Below are 23,576 nucleotides of genomic sequence, written 5' to 3' on the forward strand. Positions count from 1 at the left end.
GAGGCTGTTGTATGCTGCCTGAGAGTATACCATTTGGATATTTTAGTCTGTTAACGGAGAAAATATGTTTGAATGTATTATATGTGGAGATTTTGGTTAAATAATAACCACATTAGAACAATTATTACCTTTCTCCACCTCTCATTTTGCTTATTTTTGGAAACAAATCAATCTTAATGTAAACATGCCATGAAAAAAAAATATTATTTAATGAGTTTGCTGCTGGGAGTGGGCAGTTATGCAATGTCGCAGACAGTTCCTTCTATGAGTGCATTACATGATGGAATCCACCATTGGAATCTGGAGCATAAAGAACGGAACTATAAACGCTATTCGCCTGAGCAGTATACGAAGATTGCTGATAATTTTGTTGCTTATCAGAATGAGGATGGAGGATGGCCCAAAAATATTGACTGGATGGCAGAGCTTCCTGCCGATTCTGTCTTGAATACTTTGTCGGATTATCATCGCCGTAGTACGCTTGATAACCGGAATACTTATTCTCAGATAGAATATCTGGCACAAGTTTATACGCTGACCAAAGCAACGAAGTACAAGAACGCTGTACTCGATGGGCTGGAATATCTGTTGAAAACTCAGAAAAAAAACGGAGGCTGGCGTGGATGGGATGTAGATGCTATTACCTTTAACGATGAGGTTACTACCGGAGTATTACGTTTGTTTTTGCATATCAACGAAGGTGATTTGAATTTTTCCTGGCTGGACGATACGATGCGCAAAAGAATCTGTCAGGCTTTTAATAAGGGTATTGATATGATTTTGCGAGCACAATATGTACAGAATGGAGTTAAGACCGTTTGGGGGCAACAGCATGACAATAATACATTGCTTCCGACCAATGCACGTACTTTCGAACTGGCCTCTCTGACAGCTGGTGAAAGCTGCGATGTAGTTCGATTGCTGATGGAAATACCTCATCCTTCTGATGAAGTGGTTGAGTCTGTCAAAGCAGCTATGGCTTGGTTTGAGAGAGTTGCGATAACAGGTATGCGTGTAGAAAAGGTAGCTATTCCTGAAGATAAAGCTGCCAATCATGAATATCCTTACGACTTGGTTGTCGTGAAGGATAAGAAGGCTCCCCGTATCTGGTCACGTTTTTATGAGATGAGCGATAATACTCCGTTTATGTGTAACCGTGATGGCATTAAAGTATATAAGCTTTCGGATGTAAAACTAGAACGTCGTGTTGGATATGCCTGGTATACATATGCTCCAGAGAAATTATTTAAGTTGTATAAAGAATGGCTTAAAAAAGTAGAAGCAGAAAAGGCTTACACGGGTTATGAAGTACAAAATGATATGCCTCTGTTTTATGAGCAGTTGAAAAAAAGTCTGACTTATCCGATGGCATGGGGAAATGCTCCTGAAAAGGATTTCGGCAAATGGCGTGAGCAGGCACGTGAGAAACTGCTGGAGTGCATACAGCCGGCTCCCCCAGTTGCTCCTTACGATATGAAGGTTATAGCTACAGAAAAGCGCAAAGGTTATGAGGCTCAAAAAATTGTTTTCAATGTTTCAGAATATTCTCGTGTGCCGGCTTACCTGCTGGTTCCGGAAGGTAAAGGACCATTTCCTGCTGTTCTGCTTTTGCATGATCATGGAGCACATTTTACTATTGGAAAAGAAAAAATGGTACGTCCGTTTGGAGTCTCAGAAATTGTGATGAAGGATGCTGATAACTGGGCTGTAGGTTGTTACGACGGACAATATGTAGGCGATTATCTGGCAGAGAACGGATACGTTGTATTGGCTCTCGATGCTTTGTTCTGGGGAGAACGCGGTCGGAAAGAGTATGCACGTTACGATTCTCAGCAGGCTTTGTCTGCCAATTTGTTACAAATGGGAATGTCGTGGGGAGGTCTGATAGCCTGGGATGATATCTGTAGTGCGGAGTTCTTGGCTTCTTTGCCACAGGTAGATAAAGAAAAAGTGGCGACTATGGGATTTTCTATGGGAGCTCACCGTGCCTGGATGACAATGGCTGCTACTGATGCTGTGAAGGCAGGAGCTGCTGTCTGCTGGATGAATACTACGGACAGTTTGATGACTATGACAAACAATCAGAACAAAGGTGGTTCTGCTTATGCAATGCTGGTTCCTAATATCCGCCGATATATGGATTATCCTCATGTGGCATCTATTGCTTGCCCTAAGCCGATGTTGTTTACTAACGGCAAGAAAGATAAATTGTTCCCGGTAGAAGGTGTAGAGGCTGCTTACGATACTATGCGGAAAGTATGGGATAGCCAGGGAGCCGGTGAACACTTGCAGACCAAATTATACGACTTGCCTCATTTTTGCAGTAAAGAAATACAGAAGGCGATTCTGGATTTCTTCAATAAAGAATTAAATGTAAAACAGAAATAAAAAAGGAGATGAGAAAAATTCAGTTAGTATTAGTAGCGCTGATTGTCTTGATTTTATCAGCATTTAAAGCTGATCATGTGATAACAATCTATATGATTGGCGATTCTACTATGTCGAATAAACCGTTGGAAGGTAATAATCAGGAACGGGGATGGGGACATGTCTTGGGAAGTTTCTTTACCGAAGATGTCCGTGTGGAGAATCATGCGATGAACGGTCGAAGCTCGAAAAGTTTTATCGATGAAGGACGTTGGGAAACTGTTGTTAACAAGATTCGTCCGGGCGATTATGTGTTCATACAGTTCGGACATAATGATGAAAAACCTCAGCCGGAACGTCATACAGATCCGGGAACTACCTTCGATGAGAATTTACGGAAATTTGTTCGTGAAACACGTGCCAAAGGAGGAATTCCTGTGTTGTTTAATTCTATCGTGCGTCGGAATTTTGGTGTAAATCCAGATGCTGTGGCAGCCGATGATATTCGTCCGGAAAAGGATGAGGCTGTAGTAGAAGGAGATACACTGATTGATACTCACGGAAAATATCTGGAATCTCCGCGGAATGTCGCTAAGGAAATGGATGTCTGCTTTATTGACCTGAATCAGGCTACTAAGAAACTGGTAGAATCTTATGGGGTTGAAGGATCGAAAAAACTATTTATGTGGATTCCTGCTGACACCTATGCTGCTTGTCCGAAGGGACGTCAGGATAATACTCACCTGAATATATATGGTGCGCGTAAAGTTGCGGCACTGGCTGCCGAAGCTGTTCAGAAACAGTTACCGGAGTTAGGTAAATATGTCCGTTTTTACGATTATGTAGTGGCAAAGGATGGTAGTGGTGACTTCTTTACAGTACAGGAGGCTATCAATGCTGTTCCCGATTTTCGAAAAAATAAGCGTACAACGATTCTGGTTCGTAAAGGAGAATATAAAGAACGAGTGATTATTCCTGAGTCAAAGATTAATATTTCTCTGATAGGAGAAGATGGAGCAGTATTGACAGACGACGCTTATGCTTCGAAGAAAAATTGTTTCGGAGAGGAAATGTCTACTTCCGGTTCATCTACCGTATATATCTATGCTCCTGATTTTTATGCCGAAAATATTACATTTGCCAATACGGCCGGAAGAGTAGGGCAGGCTGTTGCTTGTTTTGTAGACGGTGACCGTGCTTATTTTAAGAACTGCCGTTTCCTGGGAAATCAGGATACACTTTATACGTATGGAAAAGACAGTCGTCAGTATTATGAAGGATGCTATATCGAAGGAACAGTCGACTTTATCTTTGGATGGTCTACTGCTTTGTTTAAAGACTGTACTATTCACAGTGTAGGAAATGGTTATGTTACAGCTCCTTCTACTGATAAAGGGAAAAAGTATGGTTATGTATTCTGGAATTGTCGTCTGACAGGAGCCGATGAGGTAAAAGAAGTTTATCTGTCACGCCCGTGGCGCCCTTATGCACAAGCAGTGTTCATTCAATGTGAATTGGGTAAGCATATTTTACCTGCCGGATGGAATAACTGGGGAAAGAAGTCGAATGAATCTACTGTCTTTTATGCGGAGTATCAGAATAAGGGGGAAGGAGCAGATACTTCTGCACGTGTACCGTACGCTAAACAGTTGAAAGACGTTTCTGCTTATCAGCCGGAAGAGGTGTTGAAAGGTGAAGATGGCTGGAATCCAGTGGCTAACGGTAATGTTTTGCTTTCTAACTTGAAGCGATAAAAATGTATTTTTTCTTTTCTAAAAAAACATGGTGATGATTGAATAAACTTTTCACCATGTTTTCTTAAAAACATCGAGATGTTTTTTTATTTTCTGTACGAATTTTCTAGTGGTCTTACAGGAAAAAATAACACGGATTTATGCAGGCTTCTCTTGAGAGAAAGTAGCATAAATCCGTGTCTGTTTATATTGTAATTTAATTTTAATCTTTTATACCGAATAACCAGCGGAAGAAGCGTACAAATATGTTTCTTTTCTTAGGCTTGTCGGCCGGCTGGTCGGTTGTTGGTTGTGCTGCTATCGAATCGTTGGATACAACAAGCGAGTCGTTCAATGCAGTCAGACTATCTGGTCGTAGTAATAGGCTGTCACCTCTCTGTAACAGTGAGTCGGGTTTGATTCGTAATGAGTCCTTTAATAAGGAATCGCCTGGTAATACAATCTTTTTCAATGAGTCTGTAGCCAGTGAATCTGTACCAAGACTGTCTTTCGGTGCGGCAATTGTGTCAGTTGCAAGTGGCGTTTTCTTAGGGGCCGGCTTCGGACGTTCTATCTTGAATTGTACCGGAACCGAATATTTGCAGCGTACTCGCATGCCGTGTTCACGGGCAGGTATCCAATTGGGCATATTACGTATTGCAGTCAGGGCAGCCGAGTCCATATCAGCTCGCAGACTACGTACAACCGTAGGTGAGGTGATTCGTCCGTCTTTTTCTACAACAAACTGTACGGCTACTACTCCTTCAAGATTTTCTTTTTTTGCTTGTGGCGGATAAACCAGTTTTCGTTTCAGATAATTGACAAACGCTTTCATACCTCCGGGGTATTCAGGCATTTCCTCTACGACAGAATAAATACGGGTAGAGTTCTTGCGATACATGATGACTGTATATGGTTCATCAGGATGCTGGAGGAAAGTGGTAATATTCAGCAAACGGTTTTCCATTCTTTCCGCCCGAATAGTAATAGGGTGATTATAGTCGGCTTCTATGCGGAACAGACCGATTTCATCACTCAACACCTTTCGTCCGGTTCCTTGTATACTGATGATAGCTCCCTGAATGGGCTTTTGAGACGAGTCTTTAACAAATCCTTCTATTGTGACCGTTTTGTTGTTTTGTTTAAATGAGGCAATATCTTCCTGACTGTCAAGATAAATGGTTTTACTTGTTTCTGTTTCTTTCAGGACAAAAGAAGTTGCTGCTTTTGTTTCATCTCCCGGAAAATAAATATTTGCAAGGCGGTTGTATGACTTGTCTATTTTGTATTGAAATGTAATCACGCCTTGTTCGTTCGACAGATATTTGTCGCTCCGTCCGTTTATTTTCAGTATCATTCCGACCTGCGGTTCGCCGCTTGTTTTCAGAATTGTGATACGAAATTCCGTTTCTTTATCTTCTTCTCCATGTACATTTTGAGGAAGGATAAATGTGAAACATAACAGAAAAGTGACAAAAGCGTATATTCTTTTAGTAAAGTCCATAATAAGTTATCTAAATGAAAACGGTTGCAAAGCTACAAGTATTCTGCTGCATTTCAAAGTTTATCGGCTAAATAAATAGATAGGGCAAGGGGCTAACTGTCTGTTTTATTTGTAAATATGCCGGAAAGTCGTATATTTGTGCTTTAATCACACCTTTATATTTAATGAATTATGTTAATCGATTTACTTCAGTCATCTTACTTTTCTGTTTTTCTTATTGTAGCTTTGGGGTTCATGTTGGGGCGCATCAAGATAGCGGGGCTGTCACTTGATGTTTCTGCCGTTATTTTCATAGCTCTGGCTTTCGGCCATTGGGGGGTGAGTATTCCTAAAGAATTAGGTAACTTCGGATTGGTTCTGTTCATTTTTACTATCGGTATTCAGGCGGGGCCCGGTTTTTTTCATTCATTCCGGAGTAAAGGAAAAACACTTATTCTGATTACTTTACTTATCGTAGCTTCTGCTTGCCTTACGGGAGTAGGACTAAAATATTTGTTTGGCATTGATACACCGAGCTTGGTGGGATTGATAGCCGGCGCATTGACCAGTACACCAGGACTTGCTGTTGCTATCGACAGCACACAGTCGCCCTTGGCATCTATTGCCTATGGTATTGCTTATCCGTTTGGAGTTATTGGCGTGATTTTGTTTGTCAAGCTTTTGCCGAAAATGCTTCATGTTGATTTAGAACAGGAGGCACGCCGTTTGGAGAAAGAACGCCGGAGCCAGTTTCCGGAGCTTGGTACTTGTTTGTTTAAAGTGACCAATCCAACAGCAATAGGCCGTACACTGATGCAGCTGAATATCCGTGTAATGACAGGAGCTGTTATCTCTCGTCTGAAACGAGGTGAAGAAATTATTATACCTAAAGCACATACCATGCTGGAAGAGGGAGATTATGTGCAGGCTGTAGGAAGTGAAGATTCGTTGAACAATCTTGCACTGATGTTGGGAACACGTGAGGAGGGTGAATTGCCGTTAACTCATACACAGAGCATCGAATCATTGCTTCTGACAAAAAAGGATATGGTAGGCAAGCAACTTTGTGACTTGAATTTGCAGCGTAACTTTGGATGTACAGTAACTCGTGTACGCCGAAGTGGTATTGACTTGTCACCTTCTCCTGATTTGGAATTGAGATTTGGTGATAAACTGATGATAGTGGGCGAAAAAGAAGGTATTCAGGCTGTAGCCCGCTTGATTGGAAATGATGTGAAGAAACTTTCGGATACCGATTTCTTCCCGATTGCAATGGGTATTGTATTAGGAGTATTGTTTGGTAAGCTGAATATATCTTTCGGAGGAGGAGTTTCTTTCTCTCCGGGACTGACGGGAGGTATTTTGATGATGGCTCTTTTCTTGAGTGCTATTGGAAAGACAGGACCTATTATTTGGTCAATGTCCGGACCGGCTAATCAGTTATTACGTCAGCTTGGTCTTTTGCTTTTCCTGGCAGAAGTTGGAACCTCGGCAGGTAAGACGCTGGTGTCAACTTTTCAGGAGAGTGGTTTTTTGCTTTTCGGGGTAGGAGCAGCTATTACACTTGTGCCGATGTTGCTTGCAGCCCTTGTTGGAAGACTGGTATTTAAGATTAGTATGCTCGATTTACTGGGAACTATTACCGGTGGTATGACCAGTACCCCGGGATTAGCAGCAGCCGATTCGATGACCGACAGTAACATACCGGGAGTTGCCTATGCTACGGTTTATCCGATTGCCATGGTATTCCTTATTTTATTTATACAAGTAATAGCCCTGGCAGTACTTTAATTAAAAGAAAGATGTGTATTCACCTCACGGACTGGAGATTTTTTCCTCAGTTTGTGAGGTGAAATAATATTTATTCGTCTTTACCGAATGAACGATATTCCAGAGGAGTCAGTCCTGTATTTTTCTTAAACAGGTTAGAGAAATGTTCGGTAGATGTATATCCTATCATAAAACAGATTTCTTTTACCGGATAGGAAGTATTTATCAATATTTGTTTGGCTTTTCGCAGTTTAAGTTCCTGAAAATATTTAGCAGGAGAATATCCGGTATATTTTTTGAATGTTTTTCGGAACCATGAATAACTGATATTCAGTTTCTCTGCAAGTTCTTCGGGATCTATTTCCTTACATACATTCTCATTCATTATAATTTTTGCCTGTTCCATTTTTTCGGCAACATTGTCTTTTTCAAATTCTTTGTTTTTTGAAATGGAAAATATCATGCCGATGATGTGCAGCAATATACCCGAAAGGTATTGCTGTGAAGCACTTTTATCTGCTTCTGCTACATCTAAAGCCTGTGAAAAAAGCGTTACCAGTTCTTCATTGAGTCCTATATCCAGTACCTGATCTTCTTTTGACAGGAATCCGTTTCTAACAAACTGGTCGATAAAGCTTCCTTCGAATCCGATGTAATATTCGTTCCATCCGGTTTGTACATCCGGGCTATACGTATGCCATTGTCCAGGAAATAGTACAATCAGGTTTCCTTTTCCAATATTTCGTTCTGGAGTGCCATCGGAGGCGAATGTTCCTTTTCCTTTTGTAATATAAAGTAATTGGTATTCGCGTAAGATACGTCCTTTTTTTGCATTAAACAGATAACCGGAAGGATGATCTTTTATTGGATAAGGAGAATTAGGACGTATAGCTTGTACTCCTACTGTATTGATATATAGCCCAAATTTACGGTCTGTATCATTGACTATCAGATATTTGAATTCAACTCCTAAATCATTGTATGATCTTGCCATATGTGTTTTTTCATAATAAAGTTATGGAAGCAAAAATAATGATTTAAAATAAAACAGCAATCTGGATAAGGTAGATTTTATTTGTGAGAAATCGTCTGTTTTGAAGGTTATAAAAGAGGATGACTTAGTTAATAAATCATCCTCTAGATAAATAGTGCTTTTATATTAATATGCTTTGTGATATAGTGCTTCGATCTCAGCGATTGAAGTCGGGCGGGGATTACCACCTGTGCAGACATCATTGAAAGCATCAATGGCAAGTTGGTGTAAGTCTTCTTCACGAACACCTATTTCGTGCAGTTTTTGTGGTATGTTAATACTTACTGACAGATCCCGTACAGCTTGTATAGCAGCCTTTACACCTTCTGCTTCTGTCATCCCTTCGGTATTTACTCCCATCGCTTTGGCGATGTGTATATATTTAGGGGCAGCAGGAGATTCTGCATTATATTCCATTACATACGGAAGCAGTAGAGCATTTGCAACTCCATGAGGGGTATCATAATGTGCTCCCAACGGATGTGCCATAGAGTGAACGATACCTAATCCTACGTTGCTGAATCCCATTCCGGCAATGTATTGTGCCTGTGACATAGCTTCTCGTGCTGTTGTATCGTTTCCGTTGTCAACAGCTGCTTTCAGGTTTGCTGCAATCATTTCGATGGCTTTCAGTTCGAACATATCCGACATTGCCCATGCTCCGGGAGTAATATAACTTTCGATAGCATGTGTCAGGGCATCCATTCCAGTTGCAGCAGTCAGGCCTTTCGGCATGGAGTACATCAGTTCCGGATCGACAATAGCAACGGCCGGAATATCATTGGGATCTACGCATACCATTTTCTTGGTAGCATCTTCATCAATAATCACATAGTTGATAGTGACTTCGGCTGCTGTACCTGCTGTTGTAGGCAAGGCAAAAGTTGGAACGGCTTTCTGCTTGGTATCTGCTACGCCTTCCAGTGAGCGTACGTCGGCAAAGTCAGGATTGTTGACTACGATACCGATCCCTTTTGCTGTATCGATAGAAGAACCTCCTCCCAGTGCAACGATGAAGTCGGCTCCTGAAGCTTGATAAGCCTTTACCCCATTCTGTACATTGGCAATGGTTGGGTTGGCTTTTACATCACTGTATACCTCGTAGGGGATATCGTTTTTTTCGAAAACTTCGATAACCTTGTCTGCTACCTTAAAGCGAATCAAATCTTTGTCGGTGACGAAAAATGCTTTTTTAAAACCTCTGCGTTTGGCTTCTATGGCAATACTCTCACGGCAACCTGCTCCGAAGTAAGAGGTTTCGTTTAATATCATTCTATGCATAGTTGTTCTTTTTTTATTTAGGTAAATGGAATGCTACTGACATCTCTTTCATTTGTTCCTGGCTCATGCCATCGGGTTCGAATCCCATATTTTTAGCTGCAATGTAGATTAAAGCTGATTTATTAAGCACATCTACTTGGTCGAATGCAGCCATGATATCGGTATCTACGGCAAAGACTCCATGCTTTTCCCACATTACCACATCATAGTCGTCCAGCTCGTTGATGGTGGCTTCAGCAAGTTCTACAGAACTTGGAAGTTTATAGGGAACCATTCCCAGTCCTCTTGGGCAGAAAGCCTTAGTTTCGGGTATCATACTCCATAACAAATTGGAAGCATAGTCTTTTTCCATGAACTTTTTGTTATGAGTCAAAGCTACCAGTTCAATGGGATGAGTGTGCAGGGAAGCTTTATAATTGGAGCCTTTTGAGATAAGGTTATTGTGTACGCTCAAGTGTGACGGTAATTCAGAGGTCGGATTAACCGGCTCATCAGCTATAATGACATAGCTGGCACAGTCATCCAGAATGCGGATAACTGAGCCGTTTGCCATTGGCTGGCGTGCAAGGTCGCGCATACGTTTGTTGGTTCCCTTGCAATAGAAATAGCATCCTTTCAGATATGGCAATGTTGCTCCTATAGGTTTTACTTCACTGATGGCAGGCATTGCTTTTATTTCATCGTCTACATATTCTGTAATGTTGATGGTAATGTTTCCTCCATTACGTTCAGCCCATCCTTTCTGCCATAAATAGCCGGCAACTTCGGCTACTTTATTAATCTCGGCAGCCAGTTCAGGACGATTGTTCAAAATAGATTCCATATTTTCTGTATTGTATGTTTTAATAATTATTCAATTTGTCAGGCTTGTGCCATTGCTACTACGATAATAGAAGCAATCAGTACGGCAAGTCCTAGTATCAATGTTCCAATAGTTTGTGCACTGCAACCTTTCCATTCTTTAAGGAGTATTCCCCAGACATTGCTGAAAGTTACGTTCAGCGACATCAGTATACTCCATGAAAAAGCTAGCAATATCGGGCTGTCGGAAAGGAAGCTTTTTCCCATCTCCAGTCCGAAGAACTGAGAGTACCATAAAACTCCTGCCAGTGCGCAAAATAAGATATTATTTGTAAATGTACCTTTGCTGACAGAGAAGTATTCTTTTCCTGTTTGGTTCTTCAGATTCTGCTGGATACAATATGCTGCATTGGTACAGAATCCGCCTAATGTTACCAGAAAAATGACGGGGAGTCCTGCATACAATGCATCTGTTCCTTTTTCAAGTGCGGCTTCTTTTATAGGAGTACCTGCATCCAGACCTAAGGCAAAGCATGCACTCATGATTCCTGCAAGCAAGGCAACCAGCAGTCCTTTTGTCAAGGCAAAATCTTTTACTGCCGCTTTCTTTTCTTCTTCGCTCATATTTTTAGAGCGGAGGCTGCCTGCATATCCGATGATAGCAATACCCGCCAGTGTGATGCAGACTCCAATAAGTAGCATTAAACCTTCTCCATGGAATAAATCTGTTCCACCGAATAAAGCAGGAAATAATGTTCCAAAAGCTGCACATGTACCTAGAGAAATACTTTGTCCCAGTGCTACTCCCAAGTAACGCATGCTCAGTCCGAAAGTGAGTCCTCCAACACCCCATAAAATTCCATATATAATAGCTGGTAAAGCTCCTCCGCTGCTCCATAATTCAGTAAGAGTACTTCCTGCTGGAATTGCCAGCAATGCTCCCAGCAGTGGAAAAACTAGCCATGCGAAAATGCCTTGTACAAGCCAGAAACTTTCCCAGGACCAGTTTTTTACTTTGTTGATTGGAACATACGAACTGCTTTGTCCGAAACTGCCTATGGCAATAATCAGTAAACCTATCAGCGTGTTCATAAGTAGTATGTTTTTTCCAGTTTTAGAAATTTAGTTATATAAACCAGATGTCATCCGCGGGTAAAAGCTCTTTGGATGACATCTGTATCGAGATTTAGCAACGTTTCGATGTTACATTTGCTTCGTATTTTTCAATATCGGCAATATACTCTTCGCCAACCGGAACATTATTCTTCAAACAGAACATATCCCATACAGCATTCCACGGGAGGACTTTGGCTTCTTCTAGCAGAGCGAGGCGTTCGAACAGCTGATTGTTGGCTTCGTATTCGCGGAGCTTGGCAATAGGTTCAAGCAATGCACGTAACATTGATTTCTGTGTAGCGCGTGCTCCGATGACATAAGCACCGATACGATTGATACTTGCATCGAAAAAGTCCAGACCGATATGCACACGGTCGAGTGCGTTGCACCGTACGATTTCCTGACACAAATCCAATGTTTCATCGTTCATGATAGTAACATGGTCGCTATCCCAGCGTACCGGACGGCTTACGTGAAGCATGATTTCCGGAACGTACAGCAGCAGTGAAGATAGTTTGTCGGCAACACTTTCTGTCGGGTGGAAATGACCCATGTCGAGTGTAATCATTTTCTGTCTGCTGACTCCGTATCCGATATAGAAGTCGTTGGAGCCTACAGTGTAACTTTCAAGACCGATGCCGAATACTTTCGATTCGATACAGTCTTTCATGTTCTTGTATTCGGTGGCAAAAATGCGGTCGAGTGAATCTTTCAACAGCTCACGGTATTGCATGCGGTTTACTGTGATATCTTTACTTCCGTCGTGAACCCATACATTCATGATACAAGGATCATTCTGGCGTTTACCCATTTCTTCGGCAATGGCACGACAGCGGATAGTGTGTTCTACCCAGAAATCACGGATTGCTTTATCCGGATTGGCTAAAGAAAGATTTCCGCTTTTGGGATGTGAGAAAGAGGTTGAGTTGAAATCAAGTTTCATATTGTTTTCCGAAGCCCATTGCATCCAGCTTTCAAAGTATGAAGCATCTACCTGATCGCGGTCGACAAATTTTCCTTGAAAGTCTCCGTATATTTCATGCAGGTTCAAGCGGTGTGTACCTGGTAAATAAGATGCTGCTTTTAAAACATCCTGACGCACTTCGTCAATGTTGCGTGCCTTGCCCGGATAATTACCTGTTGCTTGAATACCACCAGTCAGTGAACCGTTTGATTCGAATCCAGCAACATCATCTGCCTGCCAGCAGTGTAGTGACAGGGATATATTTTGCAATGTATCCATTGCTTTGTCTACATCAACTCCTACAGCTGCATACCGTTCTTTTGCTATTTCATACGCTTTTGTTATTAATTCTTCTTTCATGATATTATGTGTTTAAGTTATTGATTATTATTGAGTAATTGTCTTGAATTGGAGATAGGCTACATCCCATGTCTCTTTGTGTTCGGGATAGAATGTTTTTAAATGTATAGCGTGATTTAAAAGTTGACGCATAGAAGCAATATCTGCTGTTTGACCTGCTGCTACAGCTTGTATCATGATGTTTCCTATTGCAGTTGCTTCCGAAGGACCGGCTATAACTGGTATACCGATGGCATTGGCTGTCCATTGGTTCAGAAGATCGTTACGGCTTCCTCCTCCGATAACGTGGAGAACTTCTATCGGATTAGGAGAGAGTCGTTGCAGGTTTTCCAATACTTGCCGGTAACGTAATGCAAGGCTTTCGAATATACAGCGAACCAGTTGTCCGCGTGTTTCAATGGCTGGTTGATTATGGTCTTTGCAATATTTTTTTATGGTTTCTTCCATGTTTGTCGGATTGTCAAAGACTTTATCGTCCGGACAGATTAAGTTTCGGAATGGTTCACTTGCTTCAGCTTCAGCAATCAGGTCGGGGTATGAAGTATCTCCCCAGTTTATGCGGCACCGCTCCAGCAGCCACATGCCACAAATATTTTTCAATAGGCGGATAGTTCCTTCTACTCCTCCTTCATTAGTAAAATTCAAGGCTTCTGTTTCGGCATTGATAACCGGAGCTTGAGTTTCTACTCCCATCAACGACCAAGTACCGCTGCTTAAATAAGCAAAATTCTTGTTTGCTGCCGGTACAGCAGCAACGGCAGAAGCTGTGTCGTGGCCTGCAACTGCTACTACAGGAATAGCACTAAGTCCTGTGAGTTGTTGTAACTCAGGAGTTAGGCTTCCAATAATTTCTCCAGGATAGACAAAGCGTCCGAAGTGTTTCTCATTTAATCCGATGCTTTTGAGTATTTGCGAGTCAAGTTTCCGGGTATGTGCATTAACGAGTTGCGCGGTTGAGGCTATCGTATATTCAGTAACCATTTCTCCGGTTAGCATGTAGCTGAGTGCATCTGGCATGAATAATATTTTGTCGGCATGTGCCAGTGCACTGTCATTGTTTCTTCGTAAGGTATCAAGCTGAAATAAAGAGTTGAAGTTCATAACTTGGATGCCTGTCAGTTCATAAACTTCATTACGTGGTACTCGTTTAAAATATTTTTCGGGAGCTCCCTCTGTCTGAGGGTCACGGTATGCATATGGTTGTCGCAATATACCACCATCTTTTCCAATACATACAAAGTCTACTCCCCACGTATCGATACCGATAGAAATAATTTCTGTATCTTTTTTATTTCCGGCAATTTTCAGACCTTCTATAATATTCCGGTAAAGTTCATAAATATCCCAGTAAAAATGTCCTCCTGTTTCTATAAGGTGATTGGGAAAACGGTTAATTTCTTCCGTAATCAGTCCTTGAGGAGTAAAATATCCTAATATCGTGCGTCCGCTGGTTGCTCCCAGATCGACTGCAAAAAAGCATTTTACCATAGTTACAATTCAGGTTTGTTGTTTTGAATTTTATCTGATGCAAATGTAGAATTTTATAAAACGAAAAAAATGCTCTTTTTGACTTTAAGACTAAGTTATTTGATATACTTGACAAGCTATGAATATGATAAATGATTTGAGTTGTCAAAAGAAATATATTGTCTATAATGTATAATAGTTCGTTAAAAATTCGCCAAGCCTAAGCGGCTCTGGCAGTAAATAAAATGAGTTCTTTGAAAAGTTTGTCAATAACTTGCATGTCTGGGTTAATCCCGAACACGCAAATAAATCGTTCAAGCATATAAGCATTGTGTATGAATGACTTGCAAGAGGATATGGAATAGGCTATTCCGAGCCTCTTACATGCCGCTTTGGCCAAGTTGACAGCTGCGAGCGATGCATTGAAGTGAAAATCCAACTTCCTGAAGTCGGTTGACTGGCAGTTGGTGATTCCTGCATGCTGCTTGCCATCTCTAAAGCAAAATTCCAGTTGGAACCTGGTTCTGTAATAATCCAGCACCTCACGTCCATCCATGGAATCGTCTGTAGAGAAGTAAAGCTGCCACTTGTCTGTCCTCCCGTCCATCGGATACCAGACGGCTAAGGAAACATACCTTTTGAGAGCTTTTGCATATACCCTCAATCCGTATAGCTTTCCTTTGTTCACCTCGTATTCCTTGCACCGGGTCAAATCCAGATTGGCAAAGTCAATCCTGCCGTCAAACCACTTGGGATGACCACGTTTTCCTGTTTTCTGCTCCAATGTCGGATAGTACAGGATTACGTCATTCCGAAAGCGGCTGATGACATGGAAATCGTTCTCACACATAGGTGTTATGAATGTTTCCTTGGAAAAGAATGCGTCTGCAACCACCGTTCTGGACAGGCTCTGTAGCTTGTCTTTTCTACTGATAAGATAGCTGCTGTACCAGTCAACGAGGCTCTTGTCCATATTATCCAAGGTCTTACAATCCGGCGTCTGAATGGAACCTAAAGTCATGCATTCATGATTGTCGATGTCAATGACACCGGTGCCCATGATTTCCAGTCCACGCTTGTATTCTCCTGCACAACCGGACCAGAAGTAACCTATCCAAGGTGTCTTCTTGCCTGATTTGGGAATATAGGAAGGATCGATGGCGATGGCTTTTCTTTTGCCTGTGAGATGCTTGCTGATGATAGAGCCGTTGAACGCAAACCAGTCGAAAGTTTCATGCTCAAAAAGGTTACGATAAGTCTGTTCTGAGAAACAGCCATATCTGCCCAATTGGAGGAAGTTTATACGATCCGGGATGGCCATGAATAATTTCATGGTGTCCATGAACGTTTTTTCAAAAGGTTTTTGTATATTCGCTACTGATTTGAGAGCCGACAGGCACTCGGATTGGTATTGCATAAGGAGTGTTTCTTTAGTCATAATCAGAAGAGTTGAGAGACTTCTAATTTACTAAAAAACCAGCGAATTATGCAATACTTTTTCACCTTTATTATCAGCAGGTTAGCACATTTTTTTCAGCACATTTCTTCATGCTTAACCATTCGTTTTAGACAACATTTCAATGACCTCTTTAGTGTTTCCGAACCGACTTTTGCCGGTTTTATTGTTTAACTTTTAATTTTTCGGTAAAAATTTACCGAAGTATTGATGTAGACACTTGTTGTTAATAAATGTTTTTATTATTTTGTTTTCTTTTGTTTATTGTTTTGAATAATTATTTTTGCTTCTATGATTCAATAAATTTTGTTTGATTGGAGTTTTCTTTTAGATTATCTGCTTTTGTTTATTTTAATTTAGTTATAAACCTAATTTTATTGCTATGAAAAAGACAATATTGCTATTGGTATTAAATATTGTAATAGGAGGTATATGTCAGGCTCAGCTGCCGGAGCGAAACGCTGTGAATATTGAAAAATACAGAGAGATTTGCAAGAAACATATATATAAGGAGATGAAGGGCATGTATCGTCAGGCAGGAGGTTCTTTACATTTTCCTTTTCTGGCTCCGGGAAGTAGTCAGTATTTGGATATGTTATGGGATTGGGACTCGTGGCTCAGTGATGTGGCCTTGCGTCAGATTTTATCAGACAAAGGAACTGAAGCTGATAAAAAGGAAGCTTTGGCTTATGAACAGGGATGTGTATTAAATTCGTTGAGTTACGGAGGAATGGATGGGTGGATTCCTATCTGGATAGAACGGAATGCTCCAAGTCGTGAAGAAATGTTGAAGAGAAGAAATCCGTGGAAGACCAATATGCATAAGCCGACACTTGCCCAGCATGCTGCCTTTATCGTCAAAAATATGGGTGGAGATGCAGAGTGGTTGCGGGAGGACTTTTATACTTTACAGGCTTTTGTAGCTAAGTATCTTAATTTTCACAGGCATAAAGCAACTGGATTGATTTATTGGGAAACGGATGAGGCTATCGGAGTAGACAATGATCCAAGTACCTTTTATCGTCCCCACGGTAGTTCTGGCTCTATCTTTCTGAATTGTTTGATGTATAAGGAACTTCAAGCGATGGCTTATTTGGCCGACTGTCTGAACTTGACAGATATTTCAATCTTTTTTGAGAAAGAAGCTGAAACACTGAAAACCAATATACGTAAGCACTGTTGGGATGAACGAGACCGTTTTTATTATAGTGTAGACTTAAATCTTCTTCCAGTAGAAAAACCGGATATCGAAGGATTGTACTCGGGAGATTTATACTTGCATGTGGGACAGCCCAGAACATACGACTGCTTGATCCAGCGATTTAGTGTATGGAGTGGTTTTATGGCAATGTGGGCTCAAGTAGCAACGCCGGAACAAGCCCGGCAAATGGTACAGATACATTTTTGTGATACAACTTCTTTTAATGCTCCTGCAGGTATTCGTACGCTTTCCCCGTTGGAAAAAATGTATAATGTGCGAGCGAGTGGTAATCCGTCTTCATGGGCAGGACCTATATGGATTAATGTGAATTATCTTGTTTTCAGAGGGTTGCTGCAATATGGCTATGAAAAGGAAGCCCGAGAAGTTGCTGAAAAAACAATACTTTTACTGGGACGTGACTTTGAGCGCTTCGGGGCGTTGCATGAATATTATCTGCCCGATAATGGAGAGCCTGTTCTGAATAGAGGATTTCAAAATTGGAATTTCCTGGTCTTGAATATGATTGCTTGGATGGAAGGTCGTCCAGTTGTGACAGAATTCTGACAAAATAATTAAATAATAAAACACACAAAATGAAAAATAAATTTGTAACCTTGCTGGCTTCGGTTGGTATGTGTGCTTCATTAGGAGCACAGACTTGGATTTGGTATCCGGGGGATTATGAGATTTGGCTGGGTAACCAGATGAATAACCTTCGTACGGAAAGAGGAGCTTTTTTCCCTCCTTTCTGGAAAACGGATAGTCATTATGTCGTTGTTGAATTCAGTAAAGAAGTCGATTTGCCTGAAGCTGAAACGATACAGCTGAGTGTGGAAGGACGGTACAATGTTAAGTTGGATGGCAAATTACAGTTTGGCATGCCTGATAAACTGATTATTCCAGCGGGAAAGCACAAAATTAATATTAAGGTATGGAACCAGCTTACTCCTCCGGCTCTTTATGTCGACGGGCGGACAATAAAAAGTGATGCCAGTTGGAAGGTTACTTACGAAGATAAAGAATGGATAGATGAAAGCGGAAAAGCAAGTGATACTTCGGCTACCGTTTATATGGATGCTGGAAGCTGGAATTTTATTTAAGTTTCGCAAGTGCTAAAATGATGTAATAAAAAAGGCTAAAGTGTTTGATAATTCGGTAATTATCACTATATTAAAGTCGTCAAACAAAAAACATAGAACCCTTTAGCCATGAACAAAAATAGACATATTATCGGTGAACTCCAAGAGTTTTTTGCAAACAATGATGCCAGCAAGGCAATAAACAGCATATCAACCATAATGAACAGCATTAGGATACAGAGCAAAGTCATCGGTTCAGTCAAGAATCCGAACTGCAAGTTCACCTGTCTTCAGGTGTTGCAGTTGCTCGTGCTCTTCCCGTTCTTCTCGGTGAAAAATGCTGCCAATTATTCGTCCTCTGCACTCTGCAAGTTGTTTACATGCGATAAGGATATGTTCTATCGTTTCATGAATGACGGCAACGTCAATTGGCGATGTATAATCTACTCGGTTTTCAGACAGCTGTATTCTCGTGTGAGCCGCAAGACAACAACAAAATCTGATGTCAAATGCGTCATTATCGATGATACAGATCTTCCTAAGACCGGATTCAAGACAGAGAAGATCGGTAAAGTCTTCTCTCATACTCAAATGAAGCCTATACTGGGCTTCAAAGCAATGTTCCTATGCTTTACTGACGGTATATCTCAGTCTATTCTTGACTTCTCTCTTCATGGAGAAGAGGGTAAGCGCAGCGACAAGCCACAGGGCTTATCCAAGAAGCAGGCAAACTCACGTTATACCAAGGAACGTTCTGAGGATGAGCGTATTGCTAAACGTAGCTCTGAGTATCTTGCAAGCAAGATTGAGACTGCTATCAGTATGCTGAAGCGCTCAATCATTGAGGGTGTACGCTTCGACTATCTTCTTGTCGACAGCTGGTTCACCTGCACCGAACTCCTGAAGTTCATAGTCTCAAGGCACTTTGGTTGCCATCTTATTGGAATGATAAAGATGGGCAAGATCAAGTATGAGACAGCTCTCGGAACCAAGACCGCACCTGAACTTATCAAGGTTCTTCAGAAGACAAAGAACTTAAAGTACAGCCGATCAATCGGTTATTATACTGCTACCATCTCTGCAAAGATCTCAGGCATCAAGGTCAACCTGTTCTTCTATAGAAAAGGCAAGAACGGTAACTGGAATGCCCTGCTAACCTCCGATCTTAAGTTGGACGCCAAGGAAGCCTTCAGACTTTACTCAAGAAGATGGGTTATTGAGGTCGCTCACAAGGAAATGAAGCAAAATCTAAAGCTCGGTAAAAACCAGTGTAGGGACTTTGCCGGACAGATCGCCGGCATATCATTATGCGTCTTGCAGTACAATATACTCAGTTATGTCAAACGCAATGAGTCTTACGAGACCATCGGAGGACTCTTTGCTGAAATTACAAAGAACTCTGTTGAACTTTCAGTAGCAGAAAAAATCTGGCTGCTGATCGTAGAAGTTATAAGCGTCATTGCCGAGGCTCTCAACTGTGACGCTATGGCTCTGACCGAACAGGTAATATCAAACGATAAACAAATTAAAGCAGTGAAAATGGCCTTTGACAAGCTGGCGGTCGCCGCCTAACGGGGCTAAAATTCACTTGCGAAACTTAAGGAATTTTAATTCGAAAACAAGCCGTCCGTCTTTGTTTCGTTTACCCTGCAAACCTTTGCTGGCTGTTTCTTCAACTTCTGTAGAGAATGGTATTCTTTATGATTTTGGTCGGGAAACTTTCGGATATCTTGATTTTTCAGAAATGCGAGGAGAAGGAAAGGTATTGATTTATTATGGTGAAAGTAAAGAAGAAGCTTTGGGCACCGAGCATTGTGAAACTATGGATATCTTGTCTGTCCAGGATGGAAAAGTGACCGATCTTGCGCTGCGTACTGTTCATCCTCTGACAAATGATTGTTATATGATGGAGAGCAGTAAGGCTTTCCGTTATGTATATGTGGTATGCGATGAACAGATTTCTGTTGGAAAAGTTTCGATGCAATACGAATATATGCCTGAAACCTACCGTGGAAGTTTTCAGTGTGACAATGATCTGTTAAATAGAATTTGGGAGATAGGTGCTTATACGATGCATCTTACCACTCGGGAATTTTTCATTGATGGTATCAAACGTGATCGCTGGGTGTGGAGTGGAGACGCTATTCAAAGTTATCTGATGAACTATTATCTGTTCTTTGATTCGGAAACTGTAAAGCGTACCATCTGGCAACTGAGAGGAAAGGATCCGGTAACTTCTCATATTAACACCATCATGGATTATACTTTTTACTGGTTCCTGAGTGTGTACGACTATTATATGTATACGGGAGATGAGAAGTTTGTCAAGCAACTGTATCCGCGGATGAAATCGCTTATGGAGTATGTATTGGGACGGACTGACAGTGATGGCATGGTGCAGGGCATGACAGGCGACTGGGTATTTGTTGACTGGGCAGATGGTTATCTCGACAAAAAAGGACAGTTGGCATTCGAGCAAGTACTTTTCTGCAAGAGTTTGGAAACGATGGTGCTCTGTGCTCGCCTTGCCGGTGAGATGCAAGATGCCAGGGGGTATGAAAAACTGTCCTCTTCTTTACGAAAGAAACTGGAACCTGCATTCTGGAGTGAGGATGCAAAGGCCTTGGTGCACAATCGGATTGGAGGAAAGCAGAGTACTAGTGTGACACGTTATGCCAATATGTTTGCTGTATTTTATGATTATCTTTCAGAAGAAAAGCAGCAACTTATCAAGCAAAGTGTGTTGCTGAATAATAGTATCCTGAAAATTACAACTCCGTATATGCGTTTTTACGAACTGGAAGCTCTCTGTGCCATGGGCGAGCAAGAGCAAGTTATGGAAGAAATGCTGGCTTACTGGGGAGGTATGTTAAAAGAAGGAGCAACATCATTTTGGGAAAAATATAATCCGGATGAGAAAGGAGCGGAACATCTTGCCATGTATGGGCGTCCGTATGGAAAGAGTCTTTGCCACGCATGGGGAGCCAGTCCTATATATTTGTTAGGAAAATATTATTTAGGAGTGAAGCCGGTAAAACCTGGATATGAAGAATATGCAGTGACTCCCGCATTAGGCGGATTGAAATGGATGAAAGGCAGTGTCCCTGTCCCGGGAGGAAAAATAACCGTTTATATGGACCGCAAGACGATTCGCCTGAAAGCCGACAAAGGTAAAGGTTATCTGTATGTTGCAGCCAAGAAGCTACCCAAGGCATCTGTAGGAGAGTTTCAGAAAGTCGCTGAGGGAAAATATCGTCTTTGGATAGATACCAATCAGGAAGTAACGGTACATTATTGAAAACCATCATGTATATTTGCATGGATTATTTGTTTTAATCTTAAATGTATAATTTTTTAATTGCAGCAAAATGAAATATTTGACAAAACTGGCAGGAATTGTATTATCTTGTCTTGCCGTAGCATCAACTATGAATGCACAGTTGCCGTGGAAAAACGGCAAGTTGGAGGTGTCTGCCGAAGGGCGTTACCTGAAACATCAGAATGGACAGCCGTTTTTCTGGCTGGGAGATACCGGATGGCTGATGCCACAACGACTGAACCGTGAGGAGGTGGCTTTTTATCTGGACAACTGTAGCCGTGCCGGATTTAATGTAGTACAGGTGCAGACATTAAATGGGGTTCCCTCTATGAATGTCTATGGACAGTATTCCATGACGGACGGATTCGATTTCAGCCATATTGATAAAAAAGGAGTATATGGTTATTGGGACCATATGGATTATATCATCCGTACGGCTGAAAGCAAAGGTATATATATAGGTATGGTATGTATCTGGGGAGGACTGGTAAGAAGTGGGCAGATGGATGTAGAAGAAGCGAAAGCATACGGAACCTTCCTTGCCGAAAGATATAAGGACAATCCGAATATAGTGTGGATAATCGGAGGAGATACACGAGGCGATGTGAAAACAGAAGTTTGGGAAACCCTGGCACGTACAATTCGTTCCATCGATAAGAACCATTTGATGACTTTCCACCCATTTGGTAGAACCATGTCTGCAACCTGGTTCAATGATGCCGACTGGCTCGACTTTAATATGTTCCAGAGTGGACATCGCCGTTACGGGCAAACCAAAGGTGATGGAGATAATCTGGCCGATAGTAATGTAGCAGAAGACAACTGGCGCTATGTGGAAGCAAGCCTTTCCAAGAAGCCCTTGAAGCCGGTGCTGGATGCTGAACCCAGTTATGAAGGGATTCCGCACGGACTGCACAATCCGAAAGAATGTCGCTGGACAGCAGATGATGTACGACGTTATGCATATTGGTCGGTTTTTGCTGGTTCTTTCGGACATACTTATGGAAATAATTCTATTATGCAGTTTTATCGTGAAGGATATGCACCAGCATATGGAGCCCAGGAAACATGGCAGGAAGCATTGAAGGACAAAGGTTTTAACCAAATGAAATATTTAAAGGAGCTGATGCTTCGTTTCCCTTTCTTTGAACGTATTCCAGACCAGAGTGTGATAGCTGGAACTAATGGCGAACGTTACGATCGGGCAATTGCCACACGAGGCAATGACTATCTGCTGGTGTATAACTACAGTGCACGTCCCATGCAGATAGACTTGACCAAAATCAGTGGTGAAAAAAAGAAAGCTTGGTGGTTCAATCCACAGAATGGAAGTATGACGTATATCGGTGAATTTGAGAATAAGGTTGCTGATTTTCAATATGATGCACCGTATATGAGGGGAGAAGACCGGGTGCTTGTCGTTACTGATGCATTAAAAGACTACGTGAAAGAGTAAATTAATATAATAAACAGAGAGGCTGTCAAAATAGAAATACAAAAGTAAAAATCTTATAGATTGAAACTTTGTAACAAAAAACTCCTGCTTTAGCCCTTATTTATTACAATTATAGGACTAAAAGTAGGAGATTTTTATGTTGTGGCTTATCGATTGTAAGTAAACTTATCTCTGTTTTTATTTTGAGATAGCTTCTTCGTTTATCTTCTTCTATGTATGTAAAGAAAAACGTCGTGTTCTTTTCTAAAAAAATGTTTGTGACATTTTTCTTTGTACAAAAAATGTCACAAACATTATGACGTTATTTGGAAGACTCAGTATCTAGTTTTGATAAGAAACGTTTGTGGTCTACGATATAACGGATATGTATTCCTTCACCAATAATTCCTTTAGAATCGGAAGCGGAAACCTTAAACGTCAACTTTCTGCCTTCTTCCTCTTCCAGTATGGCTGTGGCTGAAATTACTTCACCAAGTCCTGAAGGTTTGATATGTGAAGTTTGAATCATTGCTCCTACCGTTGTGGAATCTTTCGGCAGATATGGTTTGACAGCATTCATGGCAGCATTCTCCATAAGTGCGACTAAAGCAGGAGTAGCAAACACTTCCATGTCGCCCGATCCTAAAGTTAGGGCAGTGTTTCCTTTGCAGACAGTTGTTTGGGAGGTATAAGTTAATCCTTTTTCCATAA

Annotated in this window: 16 protein-coding genes and 2 pseudogenes; 9 read left to right on the forward strand and 9 right to left on the reverse strand. The window is 41.3% G+C overall.

Features of this window, described 5'->3' with window-relative positions:
* Positions 1-264: 264 nt before the first annotated feature.
* The 3 genes and pseudogenes from pelA to ACDG22_RS05300 all read left to right on the forward strand — a co-directional run.
* Positions 265-1,233, forward strand: a pseudogene (pelA, locus tag ACDG22_RS05290) (pectate lyase); the annotation flags it as partial.
* A gap of 18 nt (positions 1,234-1,251) precedes the next feature.
* Positions 1,252-2,388, forward strand: coding sequence for a dienelactone hydrolase family protein (locus tag ACDG22_RS05295; RefSeq protein ID WP_270230436.1), 1,137 nt, complete (start codon positions 1,252-1,254; stop codon positions 2,386-2,388).
* Positions 2,389-2,396: 8 nt separating this feature from the next.
* Positions 2,397-4,121, forward strand: coding sequence for a pectinesterase family protein (locus ACDG22_RS05300; RefSeq protein ID WP_177593326.1), 1,725 nt, complete (start codon positions 2,397-2,399; stop codon positions 4,119-4,121).
* Positions 4,122-4,323: 202 nt separating this feature from the next.
* Here the strand turns inward: ACDG22_RS05300 and ACDG22_RS05305 are convergent, their stop codons facing one another.
* A complete protein-coding gene (locus tag ACDG22_RS05305) occupies positions 4,324-5,604 on the reverse strand; it encodes a TonB family protein (protein ID WP_118484776.1) in 1,281 nt (426 codons plus the stop codon).
* Between the two features lie 171 nt (positions 5,605-5,775).
* On the opposite strand from ACDG22_RS05305, the gene ACDG22_RS05310 reads away from it, so the two are divergent.
* Positions 5,776-7,374 carry an aspartate:alanine exchanger family transporter gene (locus ACDG22_RS05310; RefSeq protein ID WP_007566983.1) on the forward strand — a complete coding sequence of 533 codons (1,599 nt, stop codon included), beginning with the start codon at positions 5,776-5,778 and terminating at the stop codon, positions 7,372-7,374.
* A 70-nt stretch (positions 7,375-7,444) separates the two neighbouring features.
* Here ACDG22_RS05310 and ACDG22_RS05315 read toward each other — a convergent pair whose 3' ends face one another.
* The 7 genes from ACDG22_RS05315 to ACDG22_RS05345 form a co-directional block, all read right to left on the reverse strand.
* Positions 7,445-8,347, reverse strand: a complete 903-nt coding sequence (locus ACDG22_RS05315) for an AraC family transcriptional regulator (RefSeq protein WP_007566980.1) — start codon at positions 8,345-8,347, stop codon at positions 7,445-7,447.
* 165 nt (positions 8,348-8,512) lie between these two features.
* Positions 8,513-9,667 carry a lactaldehyde reductase gene (gene fucO, locus ACDG22_RS05320; protein WP_118484772.1) on the reverse strand — a complete coding sequence of 385 codons (1,155 nt, stop codon included), beginning with the start codon at positions 9,665-9,667 and terminating at the stop codon, positions 8,513-8,515.
* Positions 9,668-9,680: 13 nt separating this feature from the next.
* Positions 9,681-10,490, reverse strand: coding sequence for a rhamnulose-1-phosphate aldolase (gene rhaD, locus ACDG22_RS05325; RefSeq protein WP_007566978.1), 810 nt, complete (start codon positions 10,488-10,490; stop codon positions 9,681-9,683).
* Between the two features lie 38 nt (positions 10,491-10,528).
* Positions 10,529-11,560: an L-rhamnose/proton symporter RhaT gene (rhaT, locus tag ACDG22_RS05330; RefSeq protein ID WP_007566977.1), complete on the reverse strand. Its 1,032-nt coding sequence runs from the start codon at positions 11,558-11,560 to the stop codon at positions 10,529-10,531.
* Positions 11,561-11,654: 94 nt separating this feature from the next.
* Positions 11,655-12,908, reverse strand: a complete 1,254-nt coding sequence (locus ACDG22_RS05335) for an L-rhamnose isomerase (protein WP_007566976.1) — start codon at positions 12,906-12,908, stop codon at positions 11,655-11,657.
* 27 nt (positions 12,909-12,935) lie between these two features.
* Positions 12,936-14,396, reverse strand: a complete 1,461-nt coding sequence (gene rhaB, locus ACDG22_RS05340; RefSeq protein ID WP_270230430.1) for a rhamnulokinase — start codon at positions 14,394-14,396, stop codon at positions 12,936-12,938.
* Positions 14,397-14,595: 199 nt separating this feature from the next.
* On the reverse strand, positions 14,596-15,813 hold the full coding sequence (locus ACDG22_RS05345) for a transposase (RefSeq protein ID WP_370858754.1): 1,218 nt from the start codon (positions 15,811-15,813) through the stop codon (positions 14,596-14,598).
* Positions 15,814-16,213: 400 nt separating this feature from the next.
* On the opposite strand from ACDG22_RS05345, the gene ACDG22_RS05350 reads away from it, so the two are divergent.
* From ACDG22_RS05350 to ACDG22_RS05370, 5 genes and pseudogenes are all read left to right on the forward strand, one after another.
* Positions 16,214-17,596, forward strand: coding sequence for an MGH1-like glycoside hydrolase domain-containing protein (locus tag ACDG22_RS05350; protein WP_177593330.1), 1,383 nt, complete (start codon positions 16,214-16,216; stop codon positions 17,594-17,596).
* Positions 17,597-17,625: 29 nt separating this feature from the next.
* A pseudogene (locus tag ACDG22_RS05355) lies at positions 17,626-18,126 on the forward strand (alpha-rhamnosidase); the annotation flags it as partial.
* Between the two features lie 114 nt (positions 18,127-18,240).
* Positions 18,241-19,683, forward strand: a complete 1,443-nt coding sequence (locus ACDG22_RS05360; RefSeq protein ID WP_270230429.1) for an IS4 family transposase — start codon at positions 18,241-18,243, stop codon at positions 19,681-19,683.
* A 16-nt stretch (positions 19,684-19,699) separates the two neighbouring features.
* Positions 19,700-21,409, forward strand: coding sequence for an alpha-L-rhamnosidase-related protein (locus ACDG22_RS05365; protein WP_442439628.1), 1,710 nt, complete (start codon positions 19,700-19,702; stop codon positions 21,407-21,409).
* A gap of 130 nt (positions 21,410-21,539) precedes the next feature.
* On the forward strand, positions 21,540-22,886 hold the full coding sequence (locus ACDG22_RS05370) for a glycoside hydrolase family 140 protein (RefSeq protein ID WP_270230435.1): 1,347 nt from the start codon (positions 21,540-21,542) through the stop codon (positions 22,884-22,886).
* A 301-nt stretch (positions 22,887-23,187) separates the two neighbouring features.
* Here ACDG22_RS05370 and ACDG22_RS05375 read toward each other — a convergent pair whose 3' ends face one another.
* Positions 23,188-23,574 (reverse strand): thioesterase family protein, encoded by a 387-nt coding sequence (locus ACDG22_RS05375; protein WP_007566968.1) that lies wholly within the window; start codon positions 23,572-23,574, stop codon positions 23,188-23,190.
* Positions 23,575-23,576 lie beyond the last annotated feature (2 nt).

It is taken from the genome of Phocaeicola coprocola, assembly GCF_041333015.1.
Classification (GTDB): domain Bacteria; phylum Bacteroidota; class Bacteroidia; order Bacteroidales; family Bacteroidaceae; genus Phocaeicola; species Phocaeicola coprocola.

What these genes read in the sequence shown, in the direction of transcription:
- ACDG22_RS05300 (WP_177593326.1), top strand. Translation starts at nt 2,397, where the DNA reads ATGAGAAAAATTCAGTTAGTATTAGTAGCGCTGATTGTCTTGATTTTA.
- ACDG22_RS05305 (WP_118484776.1), bottom strand. Translation starts at nt 5,604, where the DNA reads ATGGACTTTACTAAAAGAATATACGCTTTTGTCACTTTTCTGTTATGT.
- ACDG22_RS05310 (WP_007566983.1), top strand. Translation starts at nt 5,776, where the DNA reads ATGTTAATCGATTTACTTCAGTCATCTTACTTTTCTGTTTTTCTTATT.
- ACDG22_RS05315 (WP_007566980.1), bottom strand. Translation starts at nt 8,347, where the DNA reads ATGGCAAGATCATACAATGATTTAGGAGTTGAATTCAAATATCTGATA.
- fucO (WP_118484772.1), bottom strand. Translation starts at nt 9,667, where the DNA reads ATGCATAGAATGATATTAAACGAAACCTCTTACTTCGGAGCAGGTTGC.
- rhaD (WP_007566978.1), bottom strand. Translation starts at nt 10,490, where the DNA reads ATGGAATCTATTTTGAACAATCGTCCTGAACTGGCTGCCGAGATTAAT.
- rhaT (WP_007566977.1), bottom strand. Translation starts at nt 11,560, where the DNA reads ATGAACACGCTGATAGGTTTACTGATTATTGCCATAGGCAGTTTCGGA.
- ACDG22_RS05335 (WP_007566976.1), bottom strand. Translation starts at nt 12,908, where the DNA reads ATGAAAGAAGAATTAATAACAAAAGCGTATGAAATAGCAAAAGAACGG.
- rhaB (WP_270230430.1), bottom strand. Translation starts at nt 14,396, where the DNA reads ATGGTAAAATGCTTTTTTGCAGTCGATCTGGGAGCAACCAGCGGACGC.
- ACDG22_RS05345 (WP_370858754.1), bottom strand. Translation starts at nt 15,813, where the DNA reads ATGACTAAAGAAACACTCCTTATGCAATACCAATCCGAGTGCCTGTCG.
- ACDG22_RS05350 (WP_177593330.1), top strand. Translation starts at nt 16,214, where the DNA reads ATGAAAAAGACAATATTGCTATTGGTATTAAATATTGTAATAGGAGGT.
- ACDG22_RS05360 (WP_270230429.1), top strand. Translation starts at nt 18,241, where the DNA reads ATGAACAAAAATAGACATATTATCGGTGAACTCCAAGAGTTTTTTGCA.
- ACDG22_RS05370 (WP_270230435.1), top strand. Translation starts at nt 21,540, where the DNA reads ATGAATGCACAGTTGCCGTGGAAAAACGGCAAGTTGGAGGTGTCTGCC.
- ACDG22_RS05375 (WP_007566968.1), bottom strand. Translation starts at nt 23,574, where the DNA reads ATGGAAAAAGGATTAACTTATACCTCCCAAACAACTGTCTGCAAAGGA.